At 33.5% G+C, this 24755-nt stretch carries 16 protein-coding genes; 10 read left to right on the top strand and 6 right to left on the bottom strand.

All coding sequences use genetic code 11. The annotated features are described in order from the left end of the window. The first annotated feature begins 306 nt into the window (after positions 1-306). From ACJAZK_RS02550 to ACJAZK_RS02540, 3 genes are all read left to right on the top strand, one after another. Positions 307-876: a Crp/Fnr family transcriptional regulator gene (locus ACJAZK_RS02550; protein WP_415222458.1), complete on the top strand. Its 570-nt coding sequence runs from the start codon at positions 307-309 to the stop codon at positions 874-876. 259 nt (positions 877-1135) lie between these two features. Then, positions 1136-1885, top strand: a complete 750-nt coding sequence (locus ACJAZK_RS02545; protein WP_415222457.1) for an acyl-CoA desaturase — start codon at positions 1136-1138, stop codon at positions 1883-1885. Between the two features lie 240 nt (positions 1886-2125). Continuing rightward, positions 2126-3046, top strand: a complete 921-nt coding sequence (locus ACJAZK_RS02540; RefSeq protein ID WP_415222456.1) for a glutaminase — start codon at positions 2126-2128, stop codon at positions 3044-3046. A 128-nt stretch (positions 3047-3174) separates the two neighbouring features. Here ACJAZK_RS02540 and ACJAZK_RS02535 read toward each other — a convergent pair whose 3' ends face one another. Further along, positions 3175-3384 (bottom strand): cold-shock protein, encoded by a 210-nt coding sequence (locus tag ACJAZK_RS02535; RefSeq protein WP_415222527.1) that lies wholly within the window; start codon positions 3382-3384, stop codon positions 3175-3177. Between the two features lie 268 nt (positions 3385-3652). Between ACJAZK_RS02535 and ACJAZK_RS02530 the strand changes: the two genes are divergently transcribed. Further along, entirely contained in the window at positions 3653-4564 is a 912-nt protein-coding gene (locus ACJAZK_RS02530) for a peptidoglycan DD-metalloendopeptidase family protein (RefSeq protein WP_415222455.1), read from the top strand. Positions 4565-4567: 3 nt separating this feature from the next. Here the strand turns inward: ACJAZK_RS02530 and ACJAZK_RS02525 are convergent, their stop codons facing one another. Continuing rightward, positions 4568-5197, bottom strand: coding sequence for a hypothetical protein (locus ACJAZK_RS02525; RefSeq protein ID WP_415222454.1), 630 nt, complete (start codon positions 5195-5197; stop codon positions 4568-4570). A gap of 382 nt (positions 5198-5579) precedes the next feature. Between ACJAZK_RS02525 and ACJAZK_RS02520 the strand changes: the two genes are divergently transcribed. From ACJAZK_RS02520 to ACJAZK_RS02495, 6 genes are all read left to right on the top strand, one after another. Next, positions 5580-6032 carry a hypothetical protein gene (locus tag ACJAZK_RS02520; protein WP_415222453.1) on the top strand — a complete coding sequence of 151 codons (453 nt, stop codon included), beginning with the start codon at positions 5580-5582 and terminating at the stop codon, positions 6030-6032. A 260-nt stretch (positions 6033-6292) separates the two neighbouring features. After that, positions 6293-7606, top strand: a complete 1314-nt coding sequence (locus tag ACJAZK_RS02515; protein WP_415222452.1) for a hypothetical protein — start codon at positions 6293-6295, stop codon at positions 7604-7606. Between the two features lie 67 nt (positions 7607-7673). Then, complete coding sequence (locus ACJAZK_RS02510; RefSeq protein WP_415222451.1) at positions 7674-9137, top strand: gliding motility-associated C-terminal domain-containing protein; 1464 nt, start codon at positions 7674-7676, stop codon at positions 9135-9137. Between the two features lies 1 nt (position 9138). Beyond that, positions 9139-11496, top strand: coding sequence for a PorP/SprF family type IX secretion system membrane protein (locus ACJAZK_RS02505; RefSeq protein ID WP_415222450.1), 2358 nt, complete (start codon positions 9139-9141; stop codon positions 11494-11496). A 69-nt stretch (positions 11497-11565) separates the two neighbouring features. After that, positions 11566-19791, top strand: coding sequence for a T9SS type B sorting domain-containing protein (locus ACJAZK_RS02500; RefSeq protein WP_415222449.1), 8226 nt, complete (start codon positions 11566-11568; stop codon positions 19789-19791). A gap of 29 nt (positions 19792-19820) precedes the next feature. Further along, a complete protein-coding gene (locus ACJAZK_RS02495) occupies positions 19821-20816 on the top strand; it encodes a PorP/SprF family type IX secretion system membrane protein (RefSeq protein ID WP_415222448.1) in 996 nt (331 codons plus the stop codon). Between the two features lie 9 nt (positions 20817-20825). On the opposite strand, the gene ACJAZK_RS02490 is transcribed toward ACJAZK_RS02495, so the two are convergent. The 4 genes from ACJAZK_RS02490 to ACJAZK_RS02475 form a co-directional block, all read right to left on the bottom strand. Beyond that, entirely contained in the window at positions 20826-21698 is an 873-nt protein-coding gene (locus tag ACJAZK_RS02490) for a winged helix-turn-helix domain-containing protein (protein ID WP_415222447.1), read from the bottom strand. 307 nt (positions 21699-22005) lie between these two features. Then, positions 22006-22635 (bottom strand): hypothetical protein, encoded by a 630-nt coding sequence (locus ACJAZK_RS02485; RefSeq protein ID WP_415222446.1) that lies wholly within the window; start codon positions 22633-22635, stop codon positions 22006-22008. A 15-nt stretch (positions 22636-22650) separates the two neighbouring features. After that, positions 22651-23196, bottom strand: a complete 546-nt coding sequence (locus ACJAZK_RS02480) for a DUF4251 domain-containing protein (RefSeq protein ID WP_415222445.1) — start codon at positions 23194-23196, stop codon at positions 22651-22653. Positions 23197-23289: 93 nt separating this feature from the next. After that, positions 23290-24561 carry an FAD-dependent oxidoreductase gene (locus ACJAZK_RS02475; protein ID WP_415222444.1) on the bottom strand — a complete coding sequence of 424 codons (1272 nt, stop codon included), beginning with the start codon at positions 24559-24561 and terminating at the stop codon, positions 23290-23292. Positions 24562-24755: the final 194 nt, after the last annotated feature.

The raw sequence follows: 24755 nt of genomic DNA, 5'->3' as shown, positions 1-24755 counted from the left end.
TCGTAAGCTTCACTAAAGTATATGTTGTGGCTTTCTCTATCACTATTAACCTACTTAACAACGCAAATCGTCACAAGTAAATTGAGGTGTTAATATTGAAAGGTTTCTAAAATTAAGATCTATAGTGTTTTTCTACCTCAGTATTACCAACATCTGATGAGCAGTTTAACTTAGTTAGATCTTATAAAATAAATATTTTAATCTTTTATGACATACGGATAATAGGCGCTTTTATCAGCATTAATTATTTTATCTAGTGATAGGAATCCTTATCTTGCTCACTTAATATTTACGACTATCATAAACGTGAAACAAATCAAAGCTTATCTAGATCAAATTGCGACTATCTCTAACTCAGATTGGCAGTTTTTCATGTCCAAATTGCAACGTCGTGAAATTCCGAAGAAAACTATCTTTTTAAAGTTAAATGAGATTGAAGACCATATTTCATTTATAGAATCTGGTGTGGTGCGATTATTTATTCCAAAGGAAGATTCGGAAAAAGAAATCACCTTTGGTTTTAGTTTTAAAGATCAGTTTATTAGTGCTTATGATTCGTTTCTAACTCAAACACCATCTGCTTATCAACTGCAAGCATTAACCGGTACAACAATTCTCAGTATTACTTATAAAGATTTACAAGACGTTTACAACAATACAAAAATGGGAAATCTTATTGGTAGGCTAACCGCAGAACGTCTCTTTTTACTAAAATCTAAACGTGAACAAAACTTATTGAATTTATCTGCAGAAGAACGCTATTTGAGTCTTTTCAAAGAACGACCAGAATTATTAAAAGTAATCCCACTAAAATATATTAGCTCCTATATTGGCGTAACACCTCAAGCGTTAAGCAGAATTAGAAAGCGTATTTAATCTTTTGAAATTGAATTTAAAATGGAAATGAAGCTAAAATTATATATAGTATTTGGTCATTTTTATTCTTAAATAATGCGAGCTAGTTTTGGCACTTTGCGGATACGAATGTTCACAATTTTTTCTAATTAAAGATTGAGAAGCTTATTCTCCTTATTATTTGAAGCTTTTTTATTGAAATATTAACAACCGGTGGCTTTTTATTGATTTAGGTTCATTGTTTCGAACAAAACATCAATTTATCTTTGTAAAAAAAGATATGACTATTATTATTTTCGTTTTAGTGCTTTGGTATGGTGGCTTATTTTTCCAATCATTCTTCTTACATCGTTATGCTGCCCATCAGGTCTTTACGATGTCAAAAACTATGGAGCGTATTACTTTTGTTCTCACTTGGATTTTTCAAGGTTCTAGTTATTTAAGTGCGTATGGTTATGGGATCATGCACCGTATGCATCATGCTTACACAGACACTGAAAAAGATCCGCATTCACCTTCTCACGATGATAATGTATTTGCTATGATGTGGAAAACGAAAACCATCTATCAAGACATCAATACACAGCGTATTGCAGTTGATGACCGTTTTACTAAAAATGTACCACAGTGGAAAGCTTTTGATGCGTTTGCTAGTTCTCGCTGGTCTAGAGTGCTTTGGATTGGTTTGTACATTTTATTCTTTGCGTTATTTGTAACAGCTTGGTGGCAATGGTTATTATTGCCAATTACGTTTTTAATGGCCCCTATTCACGGTGTGATTATTAATTGGTTTGGTCATATTTATGGCTACGTAAATTTCAAAATGAAAAATACGAGTAAAAATCTTTTTCGTTTTGACTTTTTAATGATGGGTGAAGGTTATCACAATAATCATCATAAACATTCCAGCCGTGCTAACTTTGGTGTAAAATGGTATGAAATTGATGTGACGTATGTTATCATAAAGATACTCGATGGATTTGGTTTTATTCAGTTAAAACCTATCCCTGTAAAAAGTAATAAGCACTAAGCTTTTTTCGGAAACATCAACTAAACGCATATAAGTAAAAGGTAATAGACTTATTTTATTCTAAATCTACTATTACATTATCTACTATTAAAAGCCAATGCATATTTTATAATGCATTGGCTTTTTTATATCATGATTATACGGAGAGAAAAACGATTTAATTATATAATAAATTACATGCCAATAATTTATTTTGATTTGAAATAAAAGTTACCTTTCTAGAACTAGAACGTTAAATAAATGAATTCAAACTACCAAAATATTATAGAAAACGCTTATAATCTATCTAATTCATTAGAGAACAAAGGCAAATTAGCCACATACATTCCTGAATTAGCCAATGTAGACCCTTCTAAATTTGGAGTTCACATGACTAAAGTTGATGGTACTCACTTTGGAATGGGAGATCATTTAGAAAAATTCTCAATTCAAAGTATAGCCAAAGTACTTTCACTTGCTCTAGCTTATAAAATCGTTGGTGAAAAACTATGGGAACGTGTAGATGTAGAACCGTCAGGAACAAAATTTGACTCGCTATTATTATTAGAAAACTATAGGGGAATACCTAGAAATCCGTTTATAAATTCTGGAGCTATCGTTATTTGTGATATTCTAATTTCGAATTTGGATAATGCAAGTATAGATTTTCTGGAGTTTGTAAGAGATTTAAGTGGCATACCTGATCTTACCTATTCTGATCAAATAGCAGATTCTGAGAAAGCGACTGGTTATAGAAACGTAGCCTTATGTAATTTTATTAAATCCTTCGGAAATATTAAAAATGAACCAAACGAGGTCCTTGATTTTTATTTTGATATGTGTTCTATAGAAATGACATGCCAACAGTTGTCCTATACATTCGGTTTTTTAGCTAATGGCGGACGTCAATTAGTTGATGGACAAAAGATTATTTCAAAAAGTAAATCTAAGCGGATAAATTCGCTCATGCTGACCTGTGGTTTCTACGATGAGTCTGGAGAATTTGCTTTTAAAGTTGGATTACCGGGAAAAAGTGGTGTTGGTGGTGGTATTGTTGCACTATATCCTCATAACTATACGATAGCTGTTTGGAGTCCGAAATTAAATCCTAGTGGGAATTCTTTTAAAGGTATGAAATTACTTGAAGAAGTTACAACGCATTCAGAGTTGAGTATCTTTTAAGTAAATAGTTCCTATTAATAGAGGCATAATAAGGATAGAGAAGCGTTTACGTGCTCTAATGTCTGAGTTAAAACGCTCTATTGCATCAAAAGAACAAAAAAAGCCCATCAATAATGATGCGCCTTTCACTAACTAAACTGTAAGCGTTGCGATATAACTTTAACGTTTAATCCTTTTTTTTCATCTGTAAGATCTAATTCAACCTCATCGTTTTCACGAATTTCATTGATTAATCCAGAAATGTGAACAAAATGTTCTGTGTTTGCCCCCTTTTTAGTGATGAATCCAAAACCTTTGCTGTCATTGAAGAATTTTACTGTTCCTTTACTTAGAGTAATATAATTTATTTATTAGTGTTAGCAAACAATGGCGCCAAGGTTAAGACACCCTATTTAACTTAATAAAGCGTGGAAATAGTAGTCTAAAAATCGGACTGTTTGAAATAGTATTTTTTAATCTTAGCAGACCTTTAATTTAAAACGGTGTCAATGGGACTGATAATCTAAAAAATATTAATTCCTCAAAACTCTAACAATACATTAACACAAGAAAACGTTTTATTTTTTAAATTCGAATTTCAAAAACTTAACGATTTTATTTCAACCTATGAAATCTATATATATTTGTGTTTTAATGGTGCTATCTTTATGTGCTTATGCCCAAAAAGATCCAAAACTTCAATTAATTGATTTTTCAGAATTTAATTTTGAAATAGTTAAATCCGATTTTATAGAAACTAAAACTATAAAGGAAACAATTAAGCCATTAGACATCAAAGCCAATTATTGGGATCATACTGTTTATAATCCATACAAAGATGTTATCGTTAAATTCCCTTTACAACTTCAATTTAAAGACTCTACATATCACTCTCCTATAGAAAAAAGTAAAGTAGTTACCTCGCGATATGGTTGGCGACGAGGACGAGCTCATAAAGGTATTGATATTGATTTGGTAACTGGAGACAGTTTATATACGATGTTTGATGGCATTGTTAGAATGTCACGCTATAGCAGTGGACATGGTAAAACCGTAGTTGTTAGACATTATAATGGATTAGAAACTGTTTATGCACATCTATCGGAATATGGCGTAAAAGAAAACGATACCATTGCAAAAGGTCATTATATAGGTAAAGGTGGTGTTTCTGGCAATGCCAGAGGAAGTCACCTGCATTTGGTGGTCAACTATAAAGGTATCTCTATAAACCCTGAGTATCTATTTGACTTTAATGAACACAATTTAATTAGAGCCAATGAACTTTGGATTACTAAAAAATGGACACGTCCAACTAGTCATAACTCTAAAAGACAAAGTAAAATTGATCTTCTGTTTTCCGAAGAACAAGCCCTTGCAAGTCTAATAAAACAGAAATTCTTCTATGTTGTTAAGTCTGGAGATACATTATCACGAATTTCAAAACGCAATAATGTGTCTATTAATTCATTATGCAAAACAAATACTATAGGACGAAACGCCGTACTTAAAATAGGCCAACGATTAGTGATTGAGCAATAGAGCTTATTTGGATACTACCGTAATAGATTCTAAAACAATATTCTTTTCAACAACTAATAAACCAGCTTTTTGTATAGGTTTCAAAATTCGAGTAGGATCACCTTTCTTGTTTATTTTTTTACGACATAACGTCGTTAATAAAGGGTCTTCGTCAAACAAAAAAGACTCTAAATTATACGATTGTTTAAGAGGCTCTTTTATCGCTGGAAACAACTGTTGTAATTGGTTGTAACGTCTATCGTTTCCAGGTACAAAAGTATAAAACGTATAACGACCGTCTGCGTTGGTTTTTATCCAACCTCTGTGATGTGCGTAGCGCTTATCGTTAAGTTTTCTCAAATCAAAATCACCATCTTCATCCGCTTGTTCAATGTATAATATGACACCTTCTGCAGGTGTAATACCATCGCTTTGATATATCGTACCTGTAATTTTAAGTTTTTGTCGTTTCAACTCAAAATCAGGAATACTGTCTGATGCGCTTAATTGAAGTTTGTTATAATCATAAATAGGATGGCGTTCTAAGTAGGCCTCCTTTTGTTTATCTAAAACAGCTGCAGTTTCTTGGGCGTTAAGGGAGTTATTAAATGTTATGATAAAAGTGAAACAAAAAAGAATAATGAAATTTTTCATGAGGTTAAGCATTATATTCATTCAAAAATGATTGAAATTTTTCATAAAACCTTAAAAACCATATGAATGTACAAATTTTACGATAAATGAACTCTAGTTGTATAATTTGACGATAAACAGTAAATTAAATTTGAATATATTTTTATTTATGAACAAAACACATTTTTAAAATATGGATAATCAGTATTTACATCTGTTTTTTAGGTTTCATCACGCAAAGTGTTTCATCGAATAAAAACGCATTTTACCTACTATTTAAGCACTTAAACCATGAAATATGCATTTCATATGATAAAAAAAAAGCAAAAAAAGATGAAATAAAGTTGGTTTTTTTAATATTTTTTATAGATTTGTCTCACCTGGATCTATAAAAAACTAAAAAATGAAAACAAAATCTACAGTATGTATTGCCATTTTCTTTATGATGGTAAGTTTAACATTCGCTCAAAAAAAGAATAATGAAGTTACTATAATTGATGGTAAAGTAAATATCAGTAAATATCATAACCATGATCAATTGGGTAAAATGTCTAAAGGAGAATTACTACAGTTATATAGTGAACGTATTCAAGTAATTGTAAATATATTACCCAATATTGCTTTTGCAACTAAACCAGGCGTTACTATGGCTTCTCTTGGAATTCCAGAAACAAAAGAAAACAAAAAAGCTTTAGAAACGAATAGAGAGGCCTCTGTAGAATATTTTGACAGTACTATTGAATTTCAAAAGAAAATATTACCCTATTCTGATACACGTGATTTAATTGCTGCCATATTATTTTATGAAGAAACATTAAAGTCTTTACATACATATAATGACTTTAAAATGGATTAATATTAATTAGTCTGAATAATACTATTTTAGCCTCAGTATGTCGTACTGAGGCTTTTTTGTACCATCATGTTTTAGTTTTTAAGTTTTGATTTTTTAAGATCAACATAATTAACTGTAAAATAAATTTTTGTAGGAATTAACTCCAATTAATATGTTAATTTACGTATTTCATCGATATTATTTGCACTTAATAAGTATTTTTCCTATTATTGTACGTATAAATTAGTACCCTCAATTCTAAATAAACGAATAACCTAATCATGAAAAAAACGACCTTCATCGCATTGATCACATTATTAGTGTGTGGCAATATGTTTGCACAGCAAGAAAAAGGAATTATTGGCTATAATAATTGGCTAAACCCTTGGACAGAATTTAAACCAAACAAGGCTAACTATAGTAAGCCAACTCAAATTCTTAGTGGAAATATTACTAAAAACACCAAGTTATTTAAAAGAGATATCTATCTTTTACTGGGTGATGTTTTTGTAACAGATAGTACAACACTTACTATTGAACCTGGTACTATTATTATCGGTGATTTCAAAACCAAAGGATCTCTCGTCATTAGCAATGGTTCAAAAATTATTGCTGAAGGAACCTCTACAGATCCCATCATATTTACATCTAGTAGGAGTGTCAAAAAACCTGGTGATTGGGGTGGATTATTTATTCTTGGAAATGCGCCTATTAATACATTTGGTAGTGAAGCTGCTTTGAATTATGGCTTAAGATCATCAGTTGCAAACGCAATAAGTTATGGTGGAAAGAATCCTGATAGCAACTCTGGTATTTTAAAATATGTAAGAATAGAATTTGCAGGAAAACGAACAAAAGATTATGGCTATTTCAATGCGCTTACGCTAGCTGCAGTAGGGCAAGAAACAATTGTAGAAAATATAATGGTAAGCTATTGTCAAGGCAACTCATTTAATATTGTAGGAGGGAAACTTATTTTAGATCAAATGGTATCTTACAAATCTAGTGGTAATGATTACAAGTTTAATCACGGTACTCAGGTTTGGATTTCGAATTCTTTAGCAATTAGATCTCCATACGTATCTGGCGCTGATATTTCAAGATGTTTATTTGTTTCTGATTATGATGTGAAAGACGATACAGATTTTGATAGAGAACAAACTTTTGTTACCGCAACAAACTTAACGCTTATAAATTTAAGTTCAGATTTAAAAAATGACACCAAACTAGGTTTGGTAAATGAAGCAATTTATCTTGGTGAAGATGTCTCATTTTCTATTGATACAAGCGTAATTTCCGGTTTTAATCCTGCTGTTATTCTTGATGATAAAATCATCATCAACAATGAGAGTTTGAGTCAAATGAAATTCACAAGAACATATTTTAATAATTGCATAGGAAATATTTTTAGAAAAGACTTTTCTAATAATGATGATTTAGAAAACTGGTATGGGAGTAGATCCTTTGACAATGTATATTCTAAAGGCCCAGATTCCGAAACGTTTATCAACGCTAACGACAACTCACGTCCAGATTTTAGACTAAGAATTAATAGAATAATTGCTTCAAACGATCTTATAGATGATGAAGATTAAACGATAACTAGTAAAAATCCAAATAAGAAACAGCGACTTAGAGTATAAAAATCACTCCCTAATCCTAATGGACAACCCTAAATTTGCATACAAAATTTTTATCGGACTTTGTGTTTTTCTACTTTTTACTACGGAAAAGCTAAAAGCCCAGATTGTTATTGGTTCACCCAATTTGGGCTTTAGTCAAGCTTGCGCAAGTGGTACATTTAATACGTATAATACAACTTTTGTTTTTTCTCCGGAAGATGGCCTCAATGCATCAAATCAGTTCACAATAGAGCTGTCTGATGCGGATGGTGATTTTACAAATGCAATAGCTGTTTTTACATCTAATCCTGGAGCAGTGACAATGTCACCTGCAACGTTAGGTTTTTCATTACCGACAACAACAGCTGGAGAAAATTATAGAATACGAATGAAAAGTAGTGCTCCTGCGGCAACCAGTTCTGGATCTGCAACGTTTGCAGCCTATTATAAAATACAGGATTCACCTTTTACTATTAATAATTTAGTGTCTACAGGAGTCTATTGCTCTGGTGGAAGTTATCTAATAACCATAGATAATCCTGGAACTGGGTCGAATGATTCACCACTAAACTACCCTTTACTAACCTATAAATGGTATAAGGAAACTGGACCAACAACGTCTGTTTTTGTTTCAGATGGTTCTTCTCTCACAGTAAATGAACCAGGTACTTTCTTCGTAGAAACCAATTATGGTACTTGTACGTCAAATTCTTTTTCAAATCGCGTAACAATTAGTGAAGTAACATCTGGTAATGCAGATGCTGGTATTTCTTCAAGCTTAGGTAATCCGTTTTGTCCAGGTAATGAATTCACAACCTTAAGTACTATTAGTGGTGATTCTTACCAGTGGTTTAAGGATGGCAATATAATTGCTCAAGCAACGACGCAAATGTATCAAACGAATGCATCTGGTAACTATACAGTTCAAGTAAACCTAGGAAATTGTATGGCTGCCGGCGAAATTGAGCTCATTAGTGAATTATTTGATGCCTCTATAAATGTTTCTGAGATTAATACTATTGAATATGGTGAAACACTTTTAGTAGAAGTGACAACCAATGCTAATAACCCAGAATTTGAATGGTATTTAAATGAAGTATTAATCGCTACCATTTCCGAAGAAAATTATAATATATCACAATTTGGTACCTATAAAGTTATCGTAACAGAAACCTCTGGTTGTATAGGTTCTAGAGAATTTGTATTTGAATTAGAAGAAGTTTTTGATGTCTTTCCTGATGTAGAAAAAATCCCAAATGTAATTAGTCCAAATGGTGATGGTATTAATGATACATGGACAATTCCAATGACCTACATAAGTGGTGCAAATACGAACGTCATGATTATGACTAGCGCAGGGGAAGTCGTATTACAAACTAATAACTACCTCAACAACTGGCCAGAAAATGATTTGAATTTGAATAGTATTAATCAAGTATTTTATTATATGATCACAACGAATGATAACGAGACCAAAAAGGGTTCTATAACAGTAGTTAAATAATATGAAAACATATCTTTTTGTTTTAGTATTATATATCTGTTCTATACAGATGTCCTATTCTCAAGAAGATAATGGAGTGGTGTCTTTGAGCCTACCTGTTAGGAATTCATTAACCTTTAATCGTTATGCAATAAACCCTACATTCAGTTTTGTTAGAGAACAAACTAAATACATTAGTGTTTTTAACAAAAGAGAATGGGTGGGTTTTGAAAATGCACCACTCACCTATTTAGTCAGTTATTCTGGTAGATTTGGTGAAAATATTGGAGCAGGAATAGGCGTTTTTCAACAAAATTATGGTGTATTAACGACATTTGGTGGTACTCTAAATTTCGCTTACAACGTACAATTACAAAAAGATAGCAACTTAACATTTGGTCTTAATATTTCGGCTTATAAAAGCGGTGTTAATACAGGGTATGTAATTACGAATTTTGACGATCCTGCACTGCAAAATATACCTGAAAATTTCTTATTAACTGTAAATCCAGGTATTAATTATGGTACAGGATTTTTTGATTTTGGCGTCTCTATAAATAATTTAGCACTCTATAATTTTGAATCGTCTATGCTTATTGAGGATAACCCTCAACAAGGAATTCAAGGACACATTATGTATACGGGATATATGATGTCAAGTCGAGGTTTTTTCGATGAAAGTAAGTTTACAGGCTTATTAAGATCAGAATTTCAAAAGGACGATACTATTGTTTCAGCTATAGCAATGCTAACTGTTCCAAAAGGGATATGGGCACAGATAGGGTATAATACCCGTTTTGGTGTATCTGGCGGACTAGGAATCAATATAACGTCACAAGTTGCATTAGAATATAATTATGAAAAAGCAATTGGTGATTTATCAACTTTTGGGTCTTCTCATGATTTCACACTGGCTTATAGATTTAAGAGCAATAATAGATATGATTATAGTAGTGGTGACGAGGTTAGCGGATTACTAATTTCTGATGATAAAAGAAAACCTAAAATCATTAAAGCTTCTAAACCTAAAAACACAACAGTTACTGAAGTTTCTTCGGAAAGCAAAGCTGAAACGACCATTGAGATAGCTAATGAAGACAAAGTTAAAGCGGATAAAGAAGCTGCATTAGTAGCAGAACAAAAAGCTAAAGAACAAGTTGACGCTCAAGCTAAATTAGTAGCAGAACAAAAAGCTAAAGAACAGGTTGACGCCCAAGCTAAACTAGTAGCAGAACAAAAAGCTAAAGAACAAGTTGACGCTCAAGCTAAATTAGTAGCAGAACAAAAAGCTAAAGAACAGGCAGATGCTCAAGCTAAATTAGTAGCAGAACAAAAAGCTAAAGAACAGGTTGACGCTCAAGCTAAACTAGTAGCAGAACAAAAAGCTAAAGAACAGGTTGACGCTCAAGCTAAACTAGTAGCAGAACAAAAAGCTAAAGAACAGGTTGACGCTCAAGCTAAATTAGTAGCAGAACAAAAAGCTAAAGAAGATCTAATCTCTAATGCTAAAGATAAACTTGGTAAATCTATGTATGAGATTACAAAGCAAGCAGAAGACTCTAAAACGATTCAATCTAAATTATTACTAGACCTTAATGCTATTATTGAAATAAAAGATAAGGACCTTAAAGATTTAAAAGAAGAAAATGATTTAAGTGAAAAAGGAATTATTGTTGGACCTAAACCTTTTAAAAGTATAACAGCTGAGAATAATAAATTGGAGGTTATAAAATCTCAGTTAGGTGGTGTTATTAAAAATAGAAATGAAAAAATTAAAGAACTTAAAGCATTATATGACGACAAATTTGAGGCAGATACTATAATTAACGATGACGTTTATCTTTATTATCAAAAAACATTAAAGCGTTTAGAATCTGAGCAATTAACAGCAATTGAAGCTAGAACAACTTTAGAAATAAGATTAGAAGATATTAAAGTGTCCACAGAGTTTGAAAGAAGACGTCGTATTAAAAAGGCTGCCTTTGATAACGAAGAAGAACGTTATTCTCAAGACAGAGCAGCCTTACAAAATATAAAACAAACGACGCCTTTGAGCAGTGTTTCAATCACAGTTGAGGATTTTGATTTTGGAGAAAAACAAAGTGATAATATTCAAATTTTACAGAATGTACAAAACATAGATAATGGTTACTATTTGGTGATAGCAGTTCATACAGAAGTTAGTAAGAGAAATGCTTTCATCACTAAAGTAGTCGCTTCTGGACGTACAAATGTTGATTTCTTTTATGATGTTAACACAAGTAAATATTATATCTATTACGATGAATTTGAAAGTATTGAAGAAGCTAATCAAGCTCTAGAACTAAAAGGAAATCGACCGTACAATAAAAAACTATCTCTTGTGAAAATAGAGAATTAAATTAATATTAAGGCCTTATACTTGAGTCGGCACGCCCTTGTTGACTTGGGAATAAAAAAAACATACACCATGAAAAAACCTACTTTTTCAAGACTTATAGTCATTGTTTCACTACTACTAATGATTGGCCTACAATCTTATGCTCAAAACTATGAACCTTTTGCACCTCGATTTAATCAAGATCTAAAAGGAGACATTGTTTTAATAGGGAATAATATTCTCGGACCAGACAATACTGCTTTTAATGACAACACGGTATATAATCATAATGTTGATATGCAATATATTGATATTGATGGTGATGGTTCAACGTTTAGTTCATCTAGTGCAGATTTAGACATTCCAAATCCAAATTGCTATCGAATAATATATGCAGGTTTATATTGGGGAGCAGTTAATCCTGGTGACGAGCCCATAATTGATGTAAAATTTAAAGGTCCTTCAGGAGGATATAACAATATTCAAGGAACTATTATTTATGACGCCAATGGAACAACAGTAGATGGAGGTGATAGTTTTTCATATGCATGTTTTGCAGATGTAACTGCTTTAGTAACTAGTTTTGGTTCCGGTACTGATTTGGGCACCTATACAGTTGCAAATGTGTCTTCAGGAGTTGGAGAAACATCAAATTTTAATCCTTATAACGGCACTGGTCAATCAGCTGGTTGGTCATTATTTATTGTTTATGAAGACCCTACACTTCCTGGAAAATCAATTACGAGTTTTGACGGATTTAGCGCTATAAGTATCGCTGGAAGTAATACAGAGTTAGATATTCCTGTAAATGGATTTAGAACGGTACCTGCTCCTGCACCTGTAAGAGCAAATTTTGCATTTGCGACGCTAGAAGGCGATAGTCCAATTCTGGGAGATCGTTTACGTTTGAATGGCGTTAGTCTCTCTACTGTTGATCGTCCTGTTGCAAACTTCTTTAATAGTTCGGTAACCCAATTAGATGCGACGCCAGTAAATACAAGAGTTCCAAATAGCACCAATACTTTAGGTTTTGATACAGGAGTTATGGCTGTTCCTAATCCAGGAAATGCTGTGATTGCTAATGATGCAACGGCTGCTACTATTAGATTAGAAACAAGTGGAGACACTTATTTTCCGTATTTCTTTGCTTTTGCAGTTGAAATTATCGAACCAAATATAGTCCTCACTAAAATTGTGGAGGATGACGCAGGTAATGATATTGGCGGACAAACAGTTGGTCTAGGTTCTTCGTTAAATTATGTCATTGGTTTTCAAAATACAGGGAATGATAATGCTACTAATTTTCAAATTAGAGATATACTTCCTATAAATATTATATATAATCATCCTACAGATTTAGTGCTACCTCCTGGAGTTACTGTAGCAAGTTATAATGCTACAACGCGTGAGTTAATTCTAAATATTGATGACTCTCTAGTTGAAGAGAATGACCCTGTTTATGAAATCCGTATAGAAGTACAGGTGGTCGATGAATGTAATCAGCTCGCAGATGCATGTTCTAATATTATCAATAATCAGGCATTTGCATCCTATAATGGATTCTTTAATCCTACGTTTCTAATTACAGATGATCCAAGTTTAAATAGTAATACAGGTTGTTTACTATCGCCTCAAGCAACTAATTTTTTAGCAGATCTTGATTGTGTGTTTTCAGAGAATATCATTCTTTGTGGGACGAGTGTAGATTTAACTGCTGCAAATGGGTACGATTTATATTCGTGGTCAACAAGTTCAACAGGAACTCCTGTAATTGGAAGCTCTCAAACTATTACTGTTACAGCAACGGGTACTTACTATTCTTTTAATACAGCAGTCGCGCCTTGTCAATCCATAGTGCAAGAGTATGTCGTAGAACTTTTTGGAGGTGACATTGAAAACCCTGTTATTCCATATGCTGATGAAATAGTGACTTGTCCCAATGACGGTAAATTACTACCAAATATCTTTTTATGTGGTGTCAATGATTCTAGAGATATACAAACAAGTATATCTGGAGCATCATCAATCATCTGGGAAAAGTTAGATGAGTCTAGTTGTGATGCTGTTTCAAATCCTGATTGTGCCAATGAAGAGGATACCTGTACGTGGAATGAGGTTGCTACTGGTCCAAACTTTTTAGCAGATACGTCTGGTCAATATAGATTAACGATTAACTATTCTGGTGGCTGTTTCGTACAGTTTTATTTTAATGTCTATCAAAACCTATTAAATCCATCAGTTATTGCAACAGATATTATTTGTACAACACTTGGAAGTATTACAGTTTTAGACGTCCCATCAGGTTATGAATACAGTCTAGACGGCACAAATTACCAAACAAGTAATGTGTTTTCTATTACTACTGCAGGAACGTACACGATTTATGTAAGACAAATTGGTGTTACTACAAATCCTTGTGTGTTTAGTGTACAAGAAATTCAAATTAGAGATCGCGATTTTACGGTATCTACAACCATATTACAACCTTTATGTAATGGTGGAAAAGGCAGTATTCAACTTGCTGCTAATGATGTAGATCCACAATATTATTACACCTTGAGTGAGGGCGGGACTTTAGTAAATAGTGTTGGACCAATTTTAGAAAATACTTATATTTTTGAAAATTTAAATCCAGGAACTTATACAGCGACAGTAGAAACTGAAAATGGCTGTTTTTATTCCGAAGAAATTATAATTATTGAACCGCCATTATTAACGGTTACCGCGGCAATTACAATTCCATTAACATGTGAGGACGGAGAAATTACAGTATATCCTGTTGGAGGAACACCTCCTTATTTCTATTTTGTAAATGCTGCAACAGATTTTCAAACGGTTGCAGAAATAGTAGTCACAACCGCGGGAGTATATAACATCTTAGTTGTAGATTCTAACAATTGTAGTGCAGAAACAACAATTACTATTGACGCTATTGATCAACCAGAATTCACGATTGATACCACAGATATTGCTTGTGGTGGATCTGGAGACACGGGTACAATAACAATAAATGTTACCGCTACAAATGGTAATAGTCTTTTATATAGTGTTGATGGCGGACTTACATTCACCAGCTCACCGGTTTTCACAGGTCTTGTTGAAGGAGATTACGTTGTGGTCGTAGAATACTCTATGGGTGCATCTATTTGTGAAACAGTGGCACAAACGGTAACTATTATTGCTAATGATGCGATCTCTGGAACAGCAGAGTTAACAGCACCATTTACGTGTACAACCAACGGAATCATAACAGTAACTGAAGTTACAGGAGGAGATGCTCCTTACTCTTATAGTATTGATGGTGTGAACTTTCAAACAAGTAATGTTTTTAACGGTTTAACAACAGGTGTTTATACAATTACAATACAAGATGCAAATAGTTGTACCGTCATTACTAATGAAATAACAATAGAAGCTTTAAATCCTCCAAGCGATTTAGAGTTTAGCATTGCTCCAATAACATGCCCTACAAATACAACAACAATTACTATTACAAACACAGTTGGTGGTATAGGTGTTTTAGAATATCAAATTATAGCACCAACTGCAAGTGCGACTCCATACCAAACCTCAAATAGTTTTACAGGTTTAGAAGCTGGCACGTATACATTTCAAGTGAGAGATGAAAATGATTGTATTTATAATGAATCTGTTACAATAGCCCCAATCCTAACACCAACAGTAACTATTGTTTTGACGTCTGGACTTGATTGTACAGCAACACCAGATGCTACTATTACAGGTGATATCACAGGAACAGCAGCATTTACATATGCCGTTTCAATTGACGGAAGTAGCTATTCAAATTTAGGAACCGCAGCAACACCATTTACATATAATACATCTACGGCAGGAACATATCAATTTCAAATTACGGATGCAAATGGTTGTATTGCAGAATCAAGTATAATTACAGTAAACCCAATAACACCTCCAGCTTTAAGTCTTGTGGTTCAATCACAACCAATATTGTGTAATGGAGATGACAATGGAGCGCTAGCTATTACAATAGATAATACAGTTGGAACACCTCCTTTTATTATTAATGTAAATAACGATACTACAAGTACAGATTTTGGTACACAAACTTCTGGATTACCAGCAGGAACCTATACTATTACTATAACAGATGCTAACCTTTGTAATGCCTCGGAAATTGTAATCATCAACCAACCAGACCCTATTGTATTAGATTTTGATACGGTTGATATTACATGTACAACTGGCGGAGTTTCACAAGGGTCTGTTATCATAAATAATGTGACTGGCGGAACAGCACCTTATAATTATTTTGTAACTGGAACGAATGGTTACTCAAATTCTGAATTAAATAATACAGGATCAACTTCAATTAGTTTTGACGTTGTGGATTTTGGTTTATATGAAATCAATGTGGTTGATGCTAATGGATGTTCTGTTTTAACACAGGATGTTTTGGTGGCCTCACCTCCTACTGATTTAGATATTATAGTTTCTACAACTGTTGATTGTCTTGCTGGTGGTGAAGCAGTTGTAAGTATTGGTTCTTCATTAAGTAGTGCGGGACCATTCTATTTTGCAATTTATGAAGGTCCAACTACAGTATATCCTAATCCGGTTGGATCATGGATTCCAGAAGACACTTTTGGAAGTCAGTCCGCTACGTTTACGGGTTTAATGGCTGGTGTAACGTATACGTTTATAGTCTATGACGCGTCAACGCTTTGTAGCTATTATGAACCTGCAACTGCTCCAATACCAACAAATTCAACACTCACCCTTAGTGCTGTGAGTTCAAATAATATTAGCTGTACAGGAAGTGATGATGGTAATGTATCATTTACAATTAATAGTATCTATGGAACTAACATCAATGTCGATTATGAAATATTTGATTCTTTATCTTTAATCTCAACAGGAATTACAGGATCTGCAACAGTACCTGCAAATGGAAACTTAACCATAACAGATTTAGGACCTCTACCTTTTGGGAATTACTTTGTGTCAATTACGGAGACTACTGGTCCAAATACTGGATGTGGTGTGGTTACAGCGCCTTTTAATATTACTGAATCTGCGTTTCTTTTAGAATTACAGACTTTAGTAGATCAAAATGCTAATTGTAATGTAACCTCTGGATTGATTAGTGCCGTTGCTCAAAATGGTACGTCTCCATATCAATACCAAATTACAACTACTGCAACATCTCCATTGGATACAGATCCAAATTGGGTTTCTGCAAGTACATTCAATTTAGATGCTGGAAATTATTATGTTCATGCTATTGACGCTTATGGTTGTATTATTACAAGTCCTGTGGTCGTTTTACCAATGGATGCAATTCCTAATATTTCTGCAGTTATAAATGATTCATGTACAGTCAACGAAGGTGACTTTCAAATTGATGTCACTCTAGATGCAATGGGTATTACACCTTATAGTTTTAGTATTGATGGAGGCGCATTTCAAACACAAACAGTACCATTTACAATCTCGAATCTATTTTCAGGAACGCATACCATTGAAATTCAGGATGCAAACGGATGCGGAAACTTAGTAGCAGTAGCCATTTTAGCTCCTATTGTAATAACACCAACAATTACCGCTTTTACCACCTGTAACGATGACGATGGAGAAATAACAATTACTGAAACTGGCGGATCTGGAATGTTTACGTATAGTATTAGTCCAAATCCTGTGTCGATTTCTGAGACTGGTGGGGTGTTTTCAGGAGTGCCTTCAGGAATCTATACAATTACAATTACAGATGCGGTAACATTATGTACCGAAGACATTTCGGTTTCTTTACAAGAAGCAACACCTCCAACATTTATTACTAGTTCAACAACAGTGACTTGTTTTGGAGATAATACAGGATCATTTGAAATAAATATCAATGGCTATACAGGATCATATAATTATGAACTTTTTGATACTGGAGGAACCTCTGTCTTTGGAGTTGTAAATGCTAATACATCTACAAATCCAACAACCGTAACAGGAATGACTGCTGGAAGTTTTACAGTGGTTATTACAGAAACGGAGAGTCCCTTTTGTAATGCTACAGCGACTGTTGTGATATCGTCTCCTTTTGAAGCTTTAACACTTATCGCTTCGGAAACATCAAACGTCTCATGTGACGATAGCCAAGGTACAATTACAGCTATTGCAGATGGTGGATGGGGAAATTATGAATATGAATTAACAGGAGCGGCAACAGTCCCATTTACATCTAACGGAACATTCGCAGGTTTATCTGCTGGGACATACACTATAAATGTGGCAGATGCTGAAGGTTGCGTAGCTTCCGTAGATATAACACTTATTGCACCAACTCCAATTGATGCTACCTTCACACCAAGTGCCTCTATATTATCTTGTTTTGGAGATCAAAATGGATCAATTACAGTAACGAATGTTACAGGTGGTCAAGATGTAGAGTATATTTACACATTAAATACAATGACGCCTACATCTTCAACTTCTGGGCCTCAAACCTCTAATGTTTTTACAGATTTAGGAGCTGGAACGTATACTATATCTGTGAGTGATGGCAATGAATGTTTCTTAATTTCTTCGGAAATTGTAATAACCGAACCAACACCTATTGATGCCAATTTAGTGGTTACGACCACTCAAACCTGTGACATTGAATCTACAATTTCATTAAGTGCTTCTGGTGGTACAGGAACTTACACTTACAGTAACGATAGTTCTTTTGCGACTGTATTAGGGTCGTTTGCAACAGCAACAACATTTTCTGTTCCTGCTGGAACGTATCAATATTACATTAGAGATGCAAATGCTTGTACCGCCAATGTATCTAATGAAATAACAATAGATCCATTATTGCCTTTAACTATTAACCTAATGTCTATGGATCCAACGATTAATTGTTCTGGAGATAATACTGGAACAATCGTAGCTGATGCTCAAGGTGGATTAGGAAATTATATTTATACACTTGAAGATAACTTAGGAAATACTATTACTGCTACTCAGAATAGTCCTGGTGTATTTACAGATTTAGTGGCAGGAACGTATATTGTTACTATAGAAAGCGGTGATTGTGATACTGCCTCTGCTCCTATTACTATTACAGAACCTACATCACCCTTAACTATTGATTTTATAATTAATGATGTGACGTGCAGTGGAAACAATGATGGGGTTCTTACCATCAATGCTACTGGAGGAACAGGAATTATTAAATATGCTATTTCTCCTCAATTAGATCAATTTTTTGAAACTAATATTTTTGAGAATCTTGCTCCTGGTACCTATACAGTTATCGTACAAGATGAATTAGGATGTTATGAACTCTTTGAGTTTACAATAACTGACCCAGAACAAGTTATTCTTAGTATTGTTCCAGATTCTCTATTTGAGGAAACTTGTGAAGGGGAAGGTAATGCTGCGTTTAGTATAGATATTTATGGTGGAACACTTCCGTATAGTGTGAGCCTAGATGATTATAATGGTCCATATACAACAGGAACTGCAGTACAAACTGAATTTGACTTTACGAATCTTGGTGGAGGAGATCATGTTGTATTTGTTCGTGATGCTCAAGGCTGTGAAACAGAATGGAATATTACGTTCCCAGATTCGGTCAGCTTTGATCCAATCGTTGAGATTGAATATGCTTGCGAAAATAACGCAACTGTAAATACTGTAACAGTGATCGTAGATGGAGATAGTATTGATCTCGCAGACTTAGACTATGCGCTTAATGGAGGGGCTTTTCAAATGAATAATGTATTTACAAATGTTGTTCCAGGAATAGATCACTACATAGATGTAAGACATACAAATGGATGTATTAAAACTACCGAATTATTTAATATCACAGAATTTGAACCTTTATCTCTAATCTTACAAGAAGGAGAAAACGTTGGAGAAATTATAGCCATTGCAACTGGTGGCACAGGTGGTTATCAATACTCATTTAATGAAGAAGATTATGGAGATACCAGTATTTATGTAGTGACAGAAGAAGGTACTTATACTGTAGTGGTTACAGATAGCAGTGGTTGTCAAGCAACGGCAATTATTGAAATAGAAATCTTAGGACCCTGCATTCCAAATTGGTTTACACCAGACGGAGATGGTGTTACAGATACTTGGGCTCCAGGTTGTATTGAAGATTACCCAAACTTAACCTTTGATATTTTTGATAGATATGGTCGTAAAGTTGCCACCTATAATGTTGGTCAATTTTGGGATGGTAGATATAATGGACAAGAACTACCTACTGGTGATTATTGGTACGTCGTAAAACCAAATAGCCCATTACTAGAAAAAGATTACGTAGGACACTTTACACTTTACAGGTAATTAACCCTCAAATTAAAACAATAATTCAAATGAAAAAATTTATAATATATATCCTTTTAGTTGCCAGTTCGATTGGTTATGCACAAGAATTGAATTTACCTGTATGGACGCAATATTTGGCAGATAATGATTTTGTGATTTCTCCAACCTATGCAGGAATTGGTGATAATCTTAAGGTAAGACTTAATGGCCTAACGCAATGGGTAGGTATAAAAAATGCACCAGACAATCAAGCGTTATATGCAGATTTTAGAATAGCAAAGCAGTCTGGTGTTGGGTTGACATTATACAATGACAGAAACGGAAATACACGTCAAAAAGGTGCAAAATTATCTTTTGCACACCATATCATTCTCGATTATACCTCAAAACAATACTTGTCATTTGGATTATCTTACAATATAAATGCTTTTAGAATAGACATAGAGAATTTTCAACCTACCGAAGAAATCCCCATTGTAAATGTTGGGGACGACAGAGCTATCTCAAATAATAATTTTGATGTTGGTTTACTATATCGTTTAAATAGATATTATTTTAGCTTAAATGCTAACAATGTTTTAAATAAGAACGTTGATGATTTTGTAGGCGTTGAACCTAGAAACTTACTAAATTTCCAAGCATACACAGGCTATGTCTTCAATAGTAAAGGGAATAACAGCGTAGAATTTGAGCCATCACTGTTTTTCCAATATTTTAGCAGTGATCAAAGATCCGCTACAGATATTAATTTCAAATACAGGAAATTTAACAGAAGTGGTGATTACTACTGGGTAGGTGCTTCTTATCGTTTTCTAAACGATCAATATTTAAAGCCACTTAATTTAGGGCCAATGGCTGGTATTATGAAAAACAAGTACTATTTCGCATATTCGTATCAAATGACGATTAATGATCTTTCAGGATATAACTCAGGAACACACAGTATCACTATTGGAATAGATTTCCTACAAGGTATTAGCGATTGTCCATGTACTAAAGGAACGAGTTACAGAAAGTATAAAAACAATGGTACTAATCAATAGAAATATAGCTTAATCCATTTCTAATTTGTAGCCTATACCATGCACATTAGTGATTCTAATGGAGTCATCGTCCTTTAATATTTTTCGTAATTTAGAGATATAAGTATCTAAACTTCGACCTACGAAAACACCATTATCTTCCCATACTTTTTTAGTGAGTTCATCACGTTTTATAATTTGATTAGGATGCGCCACAAATATTTCTAAAAGTTCACATTCCTTTTTTGAGAGACTAATTTCTGTTGCTGACTTCACGAGTTTACTTTGTTCTGGATAAAACTGAAAGCTTCCGATTATAGAATAAGATAGTGTGCTTTTTTCTTCGGAAATAGGCTGTGATTTCAATTTTCGCATGAATAAAAAGAATAGGAAAAAGAACACTCCTAAAACTAAAATATAAGGTGTATGTTTCTTTCTGAATCCACTTGGGGCGACGATGTCTAAGAATTGAATATTTATAGTATAACATGCTTTAGGAAGAAACCGTCCAGCGCAGGGGATAATAGTGCGCTCCTCCTCTACATTCATTTCATAACTGTAAGCGACTTCTCCATCTGCACATTGTAATACTTCAACGCGATAGTTTTTTGATAAGCTCGCTAAAGTTAAGCTACTATCAATCACTGTAACGATATTACTGGGTTCAAACCTTAGTGGTTTTTCAAAAGAAATACTATAGAAATACGGTTCTATTTCTTTAACTGGTAAGATTAGTGAGGTTGAGTCTAAATTCCGAAGTAATAATTGATTACCCGCTTCACGTAATACAACTTTGGTCATGCCAGCAAAATGATCAGACTCCTTTTTTGTACATGACGTAATCATGAATAGAAAAGACAATACAATGATAATTATTTTAGTATAAGGGTGTTGATGTTTCATAATGAACTGTAAATAAGATGATAATTCATGACTTTTTACAACTGTTGACACTTCTTTTACATTTTTTTTACATTTTTCATCTGACCAAAATCTAGTTCTACCTTAAGGAAATTAATCGAAAACAAAACGTATAAAAACAGGGAACCTAGAATGACTAATTAGATAAAGTATGACTAAGATTGGAGATACTCAAGCAAATCTAGCTATTGAACTATCAAGAAGCTAAATTAAATGGGCTAGTAATCATACTTTTTAGTTGATCACCACAAACTTTTAATCAACAGATTTAGTAAGTTATAAAATGGTACTACTCTTCCCAACCCCAAGGTGCGTCTGGTATTTTGATTGTTTGAGTTAAGTCCATTACAACTTTAAAGACACGATCTGTACCCAAACGTCTTAAGTTATATGTAAACCTAGTCTCATCTATGGTGATCCACCACACATTTGTAGCCGCAGCAGGTATCCTTTTTTGTGTATGCTTATCTGCAGAAAATATTTGGATATCAGCTTTTCCTGTGTTGGTCGTTATTCCTCCATAAAAATTGACATCATCTTCAGTACCATCTTTATGTCTGTGATCATGTATTAATGTCATTTGGTCATTGTCATAACTCAAAATCCAAGTCCGTGATTTATCTTCTCCAACAAAAAAAGGAATCTTAATTTCTTTATCTGTGCACTTACGCACATGCATCACTAGTTGTTTGCCACCAAAATCTTTATCTTCTTTTGGTAATTCTAATTGACCTTGATAAGCTTTTCCGCAATGTGATTGTAAGGTGTTCCAGAATTGCCTAGAAGGAGTTTCTGTTTCTTGACCTATCATTGAAATTGAAAACGAAAGACATAGAAAGAGTAATTTTGTTTTGGGAGACATTATTTTAGTTTTAGAATCTCCGTAAGTTACTATAAAATTTGTCTTAAAATAAGGCATAGCTACTATTTTAACTTACTCCAAAATAGGACTCACATACCCCGTATATCTAATAGGAAATCGCTTTGCTCCTTTTAATATGATGTCACTCCTAAGGTTTGGATATAAGTGAATGGTAACATCGAAATTCTCAGAATGACTTCTAGCGTCAAACGATATCGTGTAACTGCTATTACCATTCTTTGTCACTTTATAACCTTTCATTTCTCCATCGAAACTAATACTACCGTCAGATCCATTGTATCCTGTATTAGATTGTACTTCTCCAAAATATGGTAATTTAGAAGATACAAGGTCGTTTTTTAACCTTAATTCATTCTGATTTCCAATTAAACTAATGCGACTAGCGCTATCACCAGATGCTAAAAAACCGGCATTTTGAAGCATCATTAAACTACCTGTACTTTGAGGTAACGCCCAATCAGACTCAATGACAAAAGATTGCTCAGCTACCAAATCGTCTAGTATTTTTAGTTGTTGAGGCGTAGCCTCTATTTTCTTAGCACTACAAGACATAATAATGACTGAAAATAAAAAAACGAAAGGATAATTGAGTTTCATAGTATGACTTATTTAAGTATTAAATTAAACTTTTTAAGTGACAAGAACTTAATATTTAACAAATTATAACACAAGATTAATTATAAATTAGAGCTATTTAAAAGTAAAAGAATCAATTTTCATACCACCCTCTAACGCCAGAATCAAACCCTCTGCAGCTCGCTCACCAGAGCGCATTGCTGCATTAAGAGACCCATTTAATAAATGATCTCCTGCTAGAAAAATAGTTGATTTTAATTGCGTTTCTGAAGGCGAGCAATCATTATACAAATTAGTGAGCTGTGGTAATGCTTTTTTGATGTGATAACGTTTTAAAAATGTAGTGTCTCTTATATTGCAAAAGGAATTTAAGTCGGCTTGTACCCGTCTAATTAATTCAATGTCATCTAAGTCATGCTCTTTAACTACAGTAACAGATAATAATTCTTCATCACCTTTAATTTTGGTTTCTAGCGTATTATGAAAAAATAGGTTATTGATTAGTGCATTATCATCTGCCACAAGCCCGATGATAGGCTTATTTGACGCACGTGTTTTAGTTTTAAAATAAAGATTATCACAAGACTTCCAATACGCGCTATGATTCAAGTTTTTAACTATGGTATGGGCCTCTGTAGCTATAATTGTATAATGTGTATCCAACCGTTTTCCATCGTTAGTGATGATATGATCATCATTAACTTCATTTACTTTTGTATCAAAAATAAATGTGGTATTGTTTAATTGTGATTGCAATTGTTTTGGGATTTCACCAATACCACCCTTTGGCAGTGTTGCATGACCTTCGCCAAACATTTTATATACAAATTCAAACATTCTGCTTGAAGTCTCTAGATTAGGTTCGAGAAAAATACCAGAGAAAAACGGTTTAAAAAAACCATTAATCATCTCGGCACTAAAACCCCTAGATTTTAAATAATTTAAAGTCGTCATTTCTTCAGAAGAAAAAATTGAAGAAAGGCTTTTCTTTTTTAATGCTGTATTTAGTTTTAAGACTTTTAATTTGTCACTAAAAGACCCTATTGATGCAGTCATAGTAGACAACAATAAAGAAACATCTCGCAAAGGGTCACCTATAGTTTGTGATTTACCATCTTTAAAAATAGTTGCACCTGGTGTAAACTTTTGAAGATCTAAAGCATTAAAATTAAGATGTTTTTGTGCTAACGGGTAGGCATCCAATAAGACCTGAAAGCCGTGATCTAATTGAAATCCGTCAACTACATCTGTTTTAACACGACCTCCAACCTCTTTTGTTGCTTCAATAATAAAGGGTTTATATCCTTGCGATTCTAGTATTTTTGCAGCGATAAGACCGCTAACGCCTGCTCCAATAATATGAATTTTGTAATCTTCTCTTTTCATGTTATAAAGATACGCAGTACAAAACAATTCTCAGATATTTAAAGTAGATTGAGATATTATTTTTAAAAAGATTGTCTAAGAAAAAAGTTACAAACCTCGAGCGTTTCAATGAGCTTTACTTATTTATAATATCTTGATTTATTTCAAACTCAATATTGCTGTTTTACTTTTATGTTTAAATCCAACATCTTAAA

It is taken from the genome of Psychroserpens sp. (assembly GCF_047633235.1).
Taxonomy (GTDB): Bacteria; Bacteroidota; Bacteroidia; order Flavobacteriales; family Flavobacteriaceae; genus Psychroserpens.
The sequence above is the reverse complement of the archived record's forward strand: the minus strand, read 5'-3'. Positions and strand labels throughout refer to the sequence as shown.

Excerpts from the sequence above, each read along its gene's own strand:
- ACJAZK_RS02510 (WP_415222451.1), top strand. The coding sequence starts at position 7,674 with ATGGACAACCCTAAATTTGCATACAAAATTTTTATCGGACTTTGTGTT.
- ACJAZK_RS02490 (WP_415222447.1), bottom strand. The coding sequence starts at position 21,698 with ATGAAACATCAACACCCTTATACTAAAATAATTATCATTGTATTGTCT.
- ACJAZK_RS02520 (WP_415222453.1), top strand. The coding sequence starts at position 5,580 with ATGAAAACAAAATCTACAGTATGTATTGCCATTTTCTTTATGATGGTA.
- ACJAZK_RS02480 (WP_415222445.1), bottom strand. The coding sequence starts at position 23,196 with ATGAAACTCAATTATCCTTTCGTTTTTTTATTTTCAGTCATTATTATG.
- ACJAZK_RS02495 (WP_415222448.1), top strand. The coding sequence starts at position 19,821 with ATGAAAAAATTTATAATATATATCCTTTTAGTTGCCAGTTCGATTGGT.
- ACJAZK_RS02515 (WP_415222452.1), top strand. The coding sequence starts at position 6,293 with ATGAAAAAAACGACCTTCATCGCATTGATCACATTATTAGTGTGTGGC.
- ACJAZK_RS02485 (WP_415222446.1), bottom strand. The coding sequence starts at position 22,635 with ATGCCTTATTTTAAGACAAATTTTATAGTAACTTACGGAGATTCTAAA.
- ACJAZK_RS02540 (WP_415222456.1), top strand. The coding sequence starts at position 2,126 with ATGAATTCAAACTACCAAAATATTATAGAAAACGCTTATAATCTATCT.
- ACJAZK_RS02500 (WP_415222449.1), top strand. The coding sequence starts at position 11,566 with ATGAAAAAACCTACTTTTTCAAGACTTATAGTCATTGTTTCACTACTA.
- ACJAZK_RS02475 (WP_415222444.1), bottom strand. The coding sequence starts at position 24,561 with ATGAAAAGAGAAGATTACAAAATTCATATTATTGGAGCAGGCGTTAGC.
- ACJAZK_RS02505 (WP_415222450.1), top strand. The coding sequence starts at position 9,139 with ATGAAAACATATCTTTTTGTTTTAGTATTATATATCTGTTCTATACAG.
- ACJAZK_RS02545 (WP_415222457.1), top strand. The coding sequence starts at position 1,136 with ATGACTATTATTATTTTCGTTTTAGTGCTTTGGTATGGTGGCTTATTT.
- ACJAZK_RS02530 (WP_415222455.1), top strand. The coding sequence starts at position 3,653 with ATGAAATCTATATATATTTGTGTTTTAATGGTGCTATCTTTATGTGCT.
- ACJAZK_RS02525 (WP_415222454.1), bottom strand. The coding sequence starts at position 5,197 with ATGAAAAATTTCATTATTCTTTTTTGTTTCACTTTTATCATAACATTT.